The following is an 11,222-nucleotide window of genomic DNA, read 5'->3' as shown; positions in this document are numbered from 1 at the left end:
GTGACCGGACACAACGAGAACCAGCCCACCATCCCCCGCCGGCTCGACGGCAAGACCGCCCTGGTGACCGGCTCCAGCCGCGGCATCGGCCTGGCCATCGCCCGCCGGCTCGCGGCGGAAGGCGCCCGGGTCATCCTGACGGCCAGGACGCAGGAAACCCTGGACGACGCCGTCGCCGCCTTCCCCGCCGGCACCGCGTTCGGCGTCGCCGGCAAAGCGGACGACGCCGGACACCAGCAGGCGGTCTTCGACCTGATTGCCCGCGAAAACGGCGGCCTGGACATCCTGGTCAACAACGCCGGGATCAACCCGGTCTACGGTCCGCTGGCCGAACTCGACCTCGATGCCGCCCGGAAGGTCTTCAACGTCAACGTCATCGGAACCCTCGCCTGGGTGCAGGGGGCGCTGTCCCACCCCGGGCTGGCTTTCCGCGACCGCGGCGGCTGCGTCGTGAACATCTCCTCCGTCACCGGCGACACCCCCTCCGAAGGGATCGGGCTATACGGCATCAGCAAGTCGGCGGTATCCCACCTGACCCGCACCCTCGCCGTCGAGCTCGGTCCCGAAGTCCGGGTCAACGCCGTCGCCCCCGCCGTCGTCAAAACCCAGTTCGCGAAGGCGCTCTACGAGGGTAAGGAAGCGGAGGTCGCCGGGCACTACCCGCTCAAACGGCTCGGTGTGCCCGACGACGTTGCCGCCGCCGTCGCCTTCCTCGCCTCCCCGGACGCCGACTGGATCACCGGCCAGATCCTCACGGTCGACGGCGGTCTGCTGACCGCCGGCGGAACCGCCTAGCACCTGCCCGCGTTTCTACATTTCCGCATTTCAGCGCTTGCCCTGCCGCACTGCCGCTCTTCCGGCCCGAAAGGACCTCCCATGAACCAAACCTCCCTGCCCCCCGCCGTCGACGACCTCCGGCTGCGCACACGCGACTTCATCCGCAGCGTCGTGATCCCCGCCGAGCCGCGGCCAGGCGAACGCCTGGACGACGCGCTCCGCCGCGAACTCGGCGCAGCCGCCAAAGCCGCCGGCGTGTTCGCCCCGCACGTCCCCGTGGCCTTTGGCGGCCAGGGCCTGCCCGTGGACCAGTGGTCCCCGGTCTTCCAGGAAGCCGGCTATTCCCCGATCGGGCCGGCCGTGCTGAACTGCATGGCACCCGATGAGGGCAACATGCACATGCTGAACATCATCGGCACCGAGGAGCAGAAAAGGCGCTACCTCGCCCCGCTCGCCGCCGGCGACACGTTCTCCTGCTTCGGCATGACAGAACCCCACCCGGGCGCGGGGTCGGACCCCGCGGGGCTGCTGACCACCGCGACCCGCGACGGTGATTCCTGGATCATCGCCGGTGATAAGCGCTTCACGAGCGGGGCCGAACACGCCGGATTCGCGATCGTCATGGCGCGGACGCCGGACGCCGGGACGGGCCAGGACAGCGCCACGATGTTACTGGTGGACATGGACGCCACGGGCGTCCGGCTGGGCAACCCGATCCACACCATTGACCGGACCATCGCCGGCGGGCATCCGAACCTGCACTTCGACAACGTCAGGGTCGGGCCTGAGGCGGTGCTCGGCGAAGTCGGCCTCGGCTTCAAGTACGCCCAGGTCCGGCTGGGGCCGGCCCGGCTCACACACTGCATGCGCTGGCTTGGCCTGGCCCGGCGCTCGCTGGACATCGCCTTGGACCGGACCGACACCCGGGAAATCTTCGGATCCCCCATCGCGCAGCTCGGCATCGCCCAGGAGATGATCGCCCAGTCCGTCATCGACATCGAAACCTCCGACGCGATCATCACCAAGACCGCCGGGTTGCTCGTCTCCGACCCCAAAGCCGGCTCCGCGATGTCCTCGATCGCCAAGGTGCACTGCTCCGAGGCCGTGTTCCGGGTGATCGACCGCGCCATCCAGCTTTGCGGGGGCGACGGCGTGTCCGACGGGCTGCCGCTGGCACAGTACGCCGCCGAAGTCCGTCCGTTCCGGATCTACGACGGCGCCAATGAAACCCACAAGTGGGCCATCTCGCGGCGCGCCTCCTCGCAGCGGCGCCGGGCGGTTGCCGGGGGCGAGGCGTTCCTTGGCGCTGCCCGGTTCCCCGACGGAGCCGCATCATGAAGCCCGCGGAGGTCACGGGAGAGGCCCAGCCCGAAGTCGTCGAACGCCCAAACCAGGCAGCCGCGCTGACCCGGCCGCCGCTGCTCATCCTGGACAACGTCCGCGCATTCCTGGACGGGGCGGGCTTGGGCGCCGGTGCGCTCGAGTGGGAGCGGATCGGCGACGGCCAGTCCAACGTGACCTTCCGTATCCGCCGGGACGGGGCCGACGTCGTGCTCCGCCGCGGACCCCGGCCGCCGCTGCCCAAGTCCACCCACGACATGGTGCGGGAAGCCCGGATCCAGCTGGCCCTCGCACCGCTGGGGATGCCCGTGCCGCGCATTCTTGCGGTGTGCGAGGACGACTCCGTCCTCGGCGTTCCGTTCTACGTGATGGAACACCTCAACGGCACGGTCCTCACCGACACCGTTCCTGCGCACCTTGACGCCCCGGAATCGCGCCGGGCTACGAGCGAGGCCGTGGTGGACACCCTCGCCGACCTGCACTCCCTGGACGTCTCCGGCGGCGAAATCGCCCGGATCGGCCGGCCCGAGGGCTACCTTGAACGCCAGGTCGCCCGGTTCGCCTCGCTTTGGGACGTCAACACCACACGGGACCTGCCCGCCGTCGGGCGCCTGGCATCCTGGCTGGAGGAAAACCGCCCGGAGAGCCAGCGTGCCTCGGTGATCCACGGCGACTACCGCACCGGCAACCTGATGTTCGCCCCGGACGGACCGCCCCGCGTGACCGCCGTGCTCGACTGGGAAATGGCCACGCTGGGGGACCCGCTGGCAGATCTCGGCTATCTGACCGCGACCTACGCCGACGCCGACGCCGACGAGCCGTTCACCACGATGGAACTGACGCCGGTCACCCGGCTTCCCGGGTACCTTCGGCGGCAGGAACTGATCGACCGGTACCAGGAGCGGATGTCCCTCGACCTCACGCCCCTGCCCTGGTACCAGGCTCTGGCCCTGTGGAAAGCCGCGATTTTCAGCGAGGCGATCCACACCCGCTGGCTGCGTGGCGAACGTCCGGGGGACACCGGGTTCGGCGCCGCCATGGAACACGGCGTGCCGCAACTGCTCGACGTCGCCGAACGGCTCGCGTCCCGCCTGAAGTAGGCCCTTCTACGTCCGCCCGGCCGGCGCCGGACGCGGCGCCACCGTATGCCCGGTTATTGCCCCATAGCCCTCATTCCTCATACAGCGCAGTAGGGAAGGAACCACCATGGATAACACCATCCGACTTGAGGCTGCCCCGCCCGCCAGGCCGCAGCAGCCTCTGCCCGATCAACGATCAAAACGCCGTTCCATGTTCGCCAGCACCATCGGCAACGTCCTGGAGTGGTACGAGTGGAGCGCCTACGCCGTCTTTGCGCCGTTCATCGCGGCGGCGATGTTCGATTCCAAGGACCCCGTCTCGGCCCTGCTCTCCACCCTCGCGGTCTTCGCCGTCGGCTTCCTGATGCGTCCGCTGGGCGGCATCGTGTTCGGCCGGATCGCGGACAAGCGCGGACGCAAGTTCGTGCTGATCACCACCATGCTGATCATGGCCGGCGGCTCGCTCCTCATCGGGCTGATGCCTACCTACGGCCAGGTGGGAATCTGGGCCTCGGTGCTCCTGCTGCTGGCACGGGTTGCCCAGGGCTTTGCCCACGGCGGCGAGTCCGCCACTGCCAACACCTACATCGCGGAGATCGCACCCCCGGCCAAACGCGGACAGTGGGGGAGTATCGTCTTCGTCGCCATTTTCGGCGGCTCGGTGCTGGCGTATGTCGTGGGCGGCGGCGTGACCAGCGTTCTGGGCGCGGCCGGTGTGGCCCAATGGGGCTGGCGTATCCCCTTCCTGCTCGGGGCCGTGCTGGCCCTGGCTGCGCTCTACCTTCGCCGCGGTATGGAAGAGAGCGAAGTCTTTGAAGCCAAAGCGGCAGCTGCTGAGACTGCGCCTATCCCGCGCAAAACCATCATGCGTGCAGTCCTGCTGATGATCGCCATGACCTCCGGCATCACCGCTGCGCACTACACCTGGACGTCGTACGCCTCGACCTTCGCCATCACGCAGCGGGGGATGGATCCCCAGACCGCGTACTGGGCCTCCGTGGTCGCACAATCGATTGCCCTCATCACCCTGCCGTTCTGGGGGAGACTCTCCGACCGGATTGGCCGCCGGCCGCTGCTGATCGGCTTCTCCGTGGCCATGGTCGCGACGCAATTTCCGCTCATGGGCATGATCACAAGCGACGGCTGGACGCTTGCTGTCGCAGCCACGCTGGCCCTGTGCATCGTCGCCATCCCCGGGGCACTGCTCGCCGCCGTGCTGTCAGAGAACTTCCCCACGAAGATCCGCACCCAGGGCATCGGCTTTGCGTACTCCCTGTCCGTTGCGATCTTTGGCGGAACGGCGCCGTACCTGAACGCCCTGTTCAACAGTTGGAGCCTGGGCTGGCTCTCCAGCGCCTACATCATCGTGCTGTGCCTCGCCACAGCCCTCGCGGTCTTCAAGCTTCCCGAGACCAAGGGCATCGACCTCAAGGACGCGTAGGTGCCGCGGCCGCGGGTCTGCGGGAGCGGCGAGGTGCGGGCGGCGGGCGGTGGATTTGCGGGCAACGATTTGCCGAAAATGCTGCAACGACCCCTAGAAACTGACCAAAGAAAGCTGGTGCAGTCGCTGCGTTTCCGCGGGGCGACTGCACCAGCAGGTAGTACGAATTTTCGGATTGCTATGAAACGTTACTCATTCGCGGCTCCCTTTGTCCCGGTTGTTCACTTACCGGGTTTTTGCGTCATCGGCCAGATGCCTCGACATCAGCCAACCGGCGCCTACCATTGCTACGCCCATGATCACAAAGGCCCAGGCATCCATGGCGTTCAGCGACAGGAAATTGGCCGCCGACCCCACTCCGACGATGAGCCCGTAGACGCTCAGGACGATGTACAGCAGGCCAAAGCCCATGAGGAAGTTCCGGGCACCCATCGGGTTGTTCCGGGACATGGCCAGGCCGGTGGCGCCGATCGCGAGTTGAACGATGTTCAGCAGCATGGATACCTGGAACAGGCCCAGGAACAGGGCCGTGGAACCAGGTCCGAAGAACGCCAACGAGCTGTACTGCGTGGTGACTCCGGGGATGAACCCCAGGATGCCCACCACTAGAAGGACAATACCTACACCCATGCCGACGTTCTGGACATCTGTCCGTCCGAAGTGAACGCCGTGTGCATGTGGAGATGCGGTAGTCATTTTCTGCCTCCAACCAATGATTGCGGACACTCCAATTTTACGGCGGAGTAGGGAAAAAAGCGCCGGCAGGGGGCGCAGTTGAATTGAGGGCGCTCTACCTGGAACGGGGCAGAATCCCTGCCAAAATCGGCACTTTGAGCCTGTCGCACCGGGCAGGAACCCCCGCCCATGGCACCATGGAACACGATGAAACTGCGCGCTGATCAGACCGGGGAACGTGGACTTCCGATGCCGTTGTGGCTGCAGGGGGCCCTCGAATCTGCGCAGGCAGCCATCATCTCAGCCCTGGCGGTGGCCCTGCCGATTGTCGCCGTGTGGGCCACGGCCGGGTTCCAGAATGGCGCCACCGACGCCCTGGCCCGCCTCGCCGGCCAGGCCTGGCTCCTGATCCACGGCGTCCCGCTGCTGCTGGACACCGCGGGCATGGGCTCGGCGGCCCAGCCGCAGTCCGGCGTCTTGTCGCTTACCCCGCTCGGACTGACCCTGATTCCCTTCCTGCTCGCCTGGCGCGCCGGCCGCCGGCTCGCCCGGGCGTCCTACACCGACCAGCTCTGGCAGGCGCTGCTCGGTTCCTGGCTGATGTACGCCGGCTTCGGCCTGGCCACCGGCTTCATCTGCCGCACCCCCGACGTCGGCGTGGGCCTCTGGTCCGCCGCCCTCATCCCCCTGATTCCGTTCGGGCTCGGCATGGTGATTGGCGCGCGCCGTGAAGCCGGCTCCTGGAGCCGCCTGATCGGCGTCGACGCCGTCGCTTGGCTTTCCCGCACCAGCCAGCATTCGCGCTGGGCAGGCTCCTACCTCGGGTCCGCGGTCAAATCCGGATTCGTGGCGCTGATGGCCAGCCTGGCGATGTCCTGCGCCCTCCTCGCCGCCACCCTGTTCATCCACTGGAACCTCGTGATCGCGGTCTATGAAGCGCTCGACGCCGGACCCCTGGGAGGTGCCGTGCTCACCATCGCGCAGCTCGGTTTCCTGCCCAACCTGGCAGTGTTCGCGCTCGCCTGGACTTCCGGCGCGGGCGTCGGGCTCGGCGTCGGCTCCCAGACCGGGGCGCTCGGCACTGCGGTCGGGCCGCTGCCGTCGATCCCGGTGTTCGCGGCCCTGCCGGCCGGGTCGCTGGACTACGGCATGGCCGCGCTGGTGGTGCCGGTCCTCGCCGGAACACTGGCGGGCTGGTGGTTCCTGCGCGAAGGCGAGAACCACTTTGACGAATGGCTCTCCATCAAGGTCCACGCCCGCTGGTTCACTGCCACTGTCTCCACACTGTCGCTCGGCGTGATGGTCGGCAGCGTCGCCGGCCTGCTCGCGGCAGGCCTGGCCTGGCTGGCCGGGGGATCCGCCGGTATCGGACGGCTCACCGAGATTGGCCCCGACCCGCTCCGCACGGCACTGTTCGTGGCCGCGGAGGTGGCGATCGGCGTCGTGATCGGTTACGCCGCGGGACCATGGCTGGAACGCCAGCAGAAGCTGCGCGAAGCGGACCTGGAGTCGGCCTCCCTGTGACGCGGCCCCGTGCCTAGCGGAACTGCGGCAGTGACTTTTCCAGCTGGGTCTGGCATATGGAGGCGGCCTGCTGGGTGAGGGCCTGGCGGCTGCACTGCTGGTAGTCCCGGACCTGGGTGAAGAACAGCGCCGAGGTCAGGAGCAGCAACACCTGGATGGCCAGGACCACCATCCCCGAAATCGTCCCGAACAGCACCAGCTTGGACTCCTTGAGCCTGGCGTACCGGACCAGCACCATGATGCCCAGCACAATGGCGATCACCGTCAGGAGTGCGCTCAGCCAGAGGTAGTTGATGTCCAGCTGGTAGACGAAGAACGATCCCAGCACCGCCACGATGAAGCTGCGGAACAGATTGTGGGTTTTCGCCTGCGAGGCTTTGGCCGCGTCGCTGAGCGGGTGCTGGCTGCCCGGGCTGCCGGCGGAGTCGTTCGGGGGATTCATGTTTTCCAGCCTACGCGAGCGGCCCCATAAGCTAGGACAATGCGCATCGTAGTCCTCGTCTCCGGCACCGGCTCCAACCTTCAGGCCGTCATCGACGCCGTTCAGGAGGGCAGGCTCGACGTCGAGATCGCCGCCGTCGGCGCGGACCGGCCCGGAACCTACGGGGTGGAGCGCTCGGCCGCCGCCGGAATCCCGACCTTCGTGGTGGACTTCAAGGCCTACCCCGACCGGGCCGCCTGGAACGCCGCGCTCACCGGGGCCGTAGCCGCGTATTCTCCGGACGTCGTCGTGTCGTCAGGGTTCATGCGGATTGTCAGCGCGGACTTCATCGACGCGTTCGGCGGCAAGTACCTCAATACCCACCCGGCCCTGCTGCCGTCGTTCCCCGGCGCCCACGGGGTGCGCGACGCCCTGGCTTATGGCGTGAAAGTCACCGGCTGCACCGTCCACTGGGCCGACGCCGGGGTGGACACCGGGCCCATCATCGCGCAGGAGGCCGTGGCGATTGCCGAGGGCGAATCCGAGGATTCCCTGCACGAGCGGATCAAGGTCGTGGAGCGCCGCCTGCTGGTCTCGACCCTGGCTGCCTTGGCTGCTGCACATACGCCCTGACCGCCTCGATGCGCTATCACTTGTGGTGCTGCTCCGAGGCCCAGAAGCACCACAAGTGATAGCGCAACCGGCGGGAAGTTGGCGAGGCGGGCTATGCCAGGTGGCGCTGCTTGGTTTCGGGGGCGAAGAACGCCATCCACAGCACACTTAGCAGCACCAGAGCGCCGGCCAGGGCGAACGAGGTCGCGAGTCCCAGCTCCGGCCAGAGGAAGGCCGCGAAGACCAGCGGGCCGAACCCCGCGCCGAGCCGGGAGAACGTCGACGCCCAGCCGAAGCCCGAACCGCGCAGCTCCGTGGGGTACAGCTCGGAGACATAGGCGTAGAGCACCGGGATAGCCACCTGCACGACAAAGCCGAAGACGAGCAGCCAGAACACGGCCGCCGTCGGGATGTCCACCACAATCGCCACGATCACCAGGGTCAGCGCGGACAGCGGGCCGGTGATCGCCAGGATCCACTTCCGGCCCACGCGCTCCACCAACAGCGCGGCCACCACCACACCCAGGAGCCCGACGGCGGCCATGGAGGCGGTGGTGAGGAAGGCCTTGTACTCCTCGAAGCCGGCGCCGATCAGGATCCGCGGCATCCAGGTCAGCGACAGGTAGTAGACCAGCAGGATGGAGAAGAACAGGGACCAGGCCGCCGTCGTGATTTTCCAGTCGTACTGCCAGAGCGCGCGCAGCTGGGTCCAGGCGCTGCCGGCGGAGAGCCGCGGAGCGTCCTGCGGCTCGGGCAGGCTGTAGACGCGGGGCTGGGCGCCGGTGGCCGCGACGAGGTCGTCGATCACCTTGGCGGCCTCGTCCCGGCGGCCCTTGCGGATCAGGAACAGCGGGGATTCCGGGACGCTGCGGCGGATCCAGAACACCAGCAGCGCCGGAAGCACCATCACCAGCATGGTCAGCCGCCAGTCCGCGAACGCCGCAACGAGCCCGGCGGAGACGAAACCGCACAGCGCCGCCCCGATCGGCCACCAGCCGTCCATCGCGGTGAGGACCCTGCCGCGCTGCTTGCGGGGGGTGAACTCGCCCACGAGGGCGTAGTCGACCGGGATGCAGCCGCCCAGGCCAAAGCCGGCCATAAAGCGGAACGCGACAAACCAGAGGAAATCGGGGGAGAACGCGCCGAGCACGGTGAAGAGCGAGAAGATCAGCAACGTGGCCGTGAAGGCCTTCTTCCGGCCGATGGTGTCCGCGATGGTGCCCCAGACGAAGGCGCCCAGGGCCATGCCGATCAGGTTCGAGGCGCCGATCCAGGCGGCCTCGCCCGGTGTGAGGGACCAGTGCTTGGACAACAGCGGAATCAGGATGCCGTTGAGCGTGACGTCCCAGGCGTCGAACATAAAGCCCAGGCCGCCGATCAGGAAGATCCGGCCCTGCACCTTCCAGCGCCACGGCAGTTCCTGGACCACCTGTTCGCCGCTGGGCACAGTGGTGTACGTATTCATCTCTCAGCCTCCTGGGAAAACTCTACGTGGCCATCCGCCGGTGCGCTGCGCTTCATACTCCGGCGCGCGGGCATCCCGGCGGGACGGCAGAGGGCGCCGACGCGATAAACTGGCCCCATCCCCACCACCGGCGGCCCCGCCGCGATATAAGACGGAGACTTTTGTGAGCTTCACGCCGCTTGACCGTGTATCCATCGACCGTGTTCCCATCCGCCGGGCCCTGATTTCGGTCTACGACAAGACCGGTCTGGAGGAGCTCGCGAGGGGCCTGCACGACGCCGGCGTCAAGATCGTCTCCACCGGTTCCACCGCCAAGAAGATCGCCGCCGCCGGCATCCCGGTGCAGGAAGTCGAGGAAGTCACCGGTTCCCCGGAAATGCTGGACGGCCGCGTCAAGACCCTCCACCCGCGCGTCCACGGCGGCATCCTCGCCGACCGCCGCGTTCCGGCCCACATGGACACGCTCGCGTCGATGGACATCGAACCGTTCGACCTCGTCGTCGTGAACCTCTACCCCTTCGTGGACACCGTGAAGTCGGGCGCTGCGCAGGACGACGTCGTCGAGCAGATCGACATCGGCGGCCCCGCGATGGTCCGCTCGGCCGCGAAGAACCACGCCGCCGTCGCCATTGTGGTTGACCCGTCGTCCTATCACGACGTCGTTGCTGCCGCCGCCTCGGGCGGGTTTGACCTGAAGACCCGGCGCCGGCTCGCCGCCAAGGCCTTCGCGCACACCGCCACCTACGACACCGCCGTGGCGACCTGGACCGCCAGCCAGTTCCTCGACGAGGACGGCGACGGCGTCATCGACTGGCCCGCGTACGCCGGACTGGCCCTGGAGCGCTCCGAGGTGCTGCGCTACGGGGAAAACCCGCACCAGCAGGCCGCCCTCTACGTGGACAGGGCCGCCCCGGCCGGCATCGCGCAGGCGGACCAGCTGCACGGCAAGGCCATGAGCTACAACAACTTCGTCGACGCCGACGCCGCCCTGCGCGCCGCGTTCGACTTCGCCGAGCCCGCCGTCGCGATCATCAAGCACGCCAACCCCTGCGGTGTGGCCGTGGGGTCCGCTTCCGCGGCGGACCCGATCGCGGAAGCGCACGCCAAGGCCCACGCCTGCGATCCCGTGTCCGCGTTCGGCGGCGTGATCGCGGCCAACCGGACGGTCACCGCCGGCATGGCCAGGACCGTCGCGGGGATCTTCACCGAGGTCGTCATTGCGCCGGGCTTCGAGGACGAAGCTGTGGAAATCCTCTCCAAGAAGAAGAACATCCGCCTCCTCGCCCTGCCCGAGGGCTACGGCCGCTACCCGACCGAGTTCCGCCAGGTCTCCGGCGGCATGCTGGTCCAGGCCACGGACAAGGTCGACGCCGAGGGTGACAACCCCGCCAACTGGACCCTCGCCGCGGGTGTTGCCGCCGACGCCGGGACCCTGGCGGACCTCGCTTTCGCCTGGACCGCCTGCCGCGCCGCCAAGTCCAACGCCATCCTGCTGGCAGACCACGGTGCCGCCGTGGGCATCGGCATGGGCCAGGTCAACCGGCTCGATTCCTGCAAGCTCGCCGTCGAGCGCGCCAACTCGCTGGGTGTCGCTGTGGAGTCCGACGTTGAGGGTGCGGGAGGCGCCTCCAATGCCGTTCAGGTAGAATCAGGCGCGAGCGGCGCACCGGAGCGTGCCCGCGGCGCCGTCGCGGCGTCGGACGCGTTCTTCCCGTTCGCCGACGGACTGCAGATCCTGATCGACGCCGGCGTCCGCGCCGTCGTCCAGCCCGGCGGCTCGGTCCGGGACGAGGAAGTCATCGCCGCGGCCAACGCCGCCGGCATCACCATGTACTTCACCGGCGCCCGGCACTTCTTCCACTAAGCCGGACGACCAGGCAGGGGGAG

Annotated in this window: 10 protein-coding genes; 7 read left to right on the top strand and 3 right to left on the bottom strand. The window is 68.1% G+C overall.

What is annotated here, in order from left to right; all coding sequences use genetic code 11:
- From ACZY0Y_RS02090 to ACZY0Y_RS02075, 4 genes are all read left to right on the top strand, one after another.
- On the top strand, positions 1-795 hold the full coding sequence (locus ACZY0Y_RS02090; protein WP_463956613.1) for an SDR family oxidoreductase: 795 nt from the start codon (positions 1-3) through the stop codon (positions 793-795).
- 81 nt (positions 796-876) lie between these two features.
- Complete coding sequence (locus ACZY0Y_RS02085) at positions 877-2,115, top strand: acyl-CoA dehydrogenase family protein (RefSeq protein ID WP_463956611.1); 1,239 nt, start codon at positions 877-879, stop codon at positions 2,113-2,115.
- Positions 2,112-3,218, top strand: a complete 1,107-nt coding sequence (locus ACZY0Y_RS02080) for a phosphotransferase family protein (protein WP_463882852.1) — start codon at positions 2,112-2,114, stop codon at positions 3,216-3,218. The genes ACZY0Y_RS02085 and ACZY0Y_RS02080 overlap by 4 nt, the downstream gene beginning before the upstream one ends.
- 106 nt (positions 3,219-3,324) lie before the next feature.
- Positions 3,325-4,638: an MFS transporter gene (locus ACZY0Y_RS02075; RefSeq protein WP_463956610.1), complete on the top strand. Its 1,314-nt coding sequence runs from the start codon at positions 3,325-3,327 to the stop codon at positions 4,636-4,638.
- Between the two features lie 225 nt (positions 4,639-4,863).
- Here ACZY0Y_RS02075 and ACZY0Y_RS02070 read toward each other — a convergent pair whose 3' ends face one another.
- Positions 4,864-5,268: a DUF4383 domain-containing protein gene (locus ACZY0Y_RS02070; protein WP_463956609.1), complete on the bottom strand. Its 405-nt coding sequence runs from the start codon at positions 5,266-5,268 to the stop codon at positions 4,864-4,866.
- Positions 5,269-5,520: 252 nt separating this feature from the next.
- On the opposite strand from ACZY0Y_RS02070, the gene ACZY0Y_RS02065 reads away from it, so the two are divergent.
- On the top strand, positions 5,521-6,837 hold the full coding sequence (locus tag ACZY0Y_RS02065; RefSeq protein ID WP_463956631.1) for a cell division protein PerM: 1,317 nt from the start codon (positions 5,521-5,523) through the stop codon (positions 6,835-6,837).
- A 13-nt stretch (positions 6,838-6,850) separates the two neighbouring features.
- Here the strand turns inward: ACZY0Y_RS02065 and ACZY0Y_RS02060 are convergent, their stop codons facing one another.
- Positions 6,851-7,279: a hypothetical protein gene (locus ACZY0Y_RS02060; RefSeq protein ID WP_463882848.1), complete on the bottom strand. Its 429-nt coding sequence runs from the start codon at positions 7,277-7,279 to the stop codon at positions 6,851-6,853.
- Positions 7,280-7,318: 39 nt separating this feature from the next.
- Between ACZY0Y_RS02060 and purN the strand changes: the two genes are divergently transcribed.
- Complete coding sequence (purN, locus tag ACZY0Y_RS02055; protein WP_463882846.1) at positions 7,319-7,891, top strand: phosphoribosylglycinamide formyltransferase; 573 nt, start codon at positions 7,319-7,321, stop codon at positions 7,889-7,891.
- 91 nt (positions 7,892-7,982) lie between these two features.
- On the opposite strand, the gene ACZY0Y_RS02050 is transcribed toward purN, so the two are convergent.
- Positions 7,983-9,335, bottom strand: coding sequence for an MFS transporter (locus ACZY0Y_RS02050; RefSeq protein ID WP_463956607.1), 1,353 nt, complete (start codon positions 9,333-9,335; stop codon positions 7,983-7,985).
- 163 nt (positions 9,336-9,498) lie between these two features.
- Between ACZY0Y_RS02050 and purH the strand changes: the two genes are divergently transcribed.
- The gene (gene purH / locus ACZY0Y_RS02045; protein ID WP_463956606.1) at positions 9,499-11,199 is read left to right on the top strand and encodes a bifunctional phosphoribosylaminoimidazolecarboxamide formyltransferase/IMP cyclohydrolase; all 1,701 of its coding nucleotides are present in this window, start codon (positions 9,499-9,501) and stop codon (positions 11,197-11,199) included.
- Positions 11,200-11,222 lie beyond the last annotated feature (23 nt).

It is taken from the genome of Pseudarthrobacter kochi (genome assembly GCF_055412805.1).
The sequence above is the reverse complement of the archived record's forward strand: the minus strand, read 5'-3'. Positions and strand labels throughout refer to the sequence as shown.

Bases quoted from the DNA above. Each gene is read 5' to 3' on its own strand.
- ACZY0Y_RS02085 (WP_463956611.1), top strand. From the start codon at position 877: ATGAACCAAACCTCCCTGCCCCCCGCCGTCGACGACCTCCGGCTGCGC.
- ACZY0Y_RS02080 (WP_463882852.1), top strand. From the start codon at position 2,112: ATGAAGCCCGCGGAGGTCACGGGAGAGGCCCAGCCCGAAGTCGTCGAA.
- ACZY0Y_RS02075 (WP_463956610.1), top strand. From the start codon at position 3,325: ATGGATAACACCATCCGACTTGAGGCTGCCCCGCCCGCCAGGCCGCAG.
- ACZY0Y_RS02070 (WP_463956609.1), bottom strand. From the start codon at position 5,268: ATGGGTGTAGGTATTGTCCTTCTAGTGGTGGGCATCCTGGGGTTCATC.
- ACZY0Y_RS02065 (WP_463956631.1), top strand. From the start codon at position 5,521: ATGAAACTGCGCGCTGATCAGACCGGGGAACGTGGACTTCCGATGCCG.
- ACZY0Y_RS02060 (WP_463882848.1), bottom strand. From the start codon at position 7,279: ATGAATCCCCCGAACGACTCCGCCGGCAGCCCGGGCAGCCAGCACCCG.
- purN (WP_463882846.1), top strand. From the start codon at position 7,319: ATGCGCATCGTAGTCCTCGTCTCCGGCACCGGCTCCAACCTTCAGGCC.
- ACZY0Y_RS02050 (WP_463956607.1), bottom strand. From the start codon at position 9,335: ATGAATACGTACACCACTGTGCCCAGCGGCGAACAGGTGGTCCAGGAA.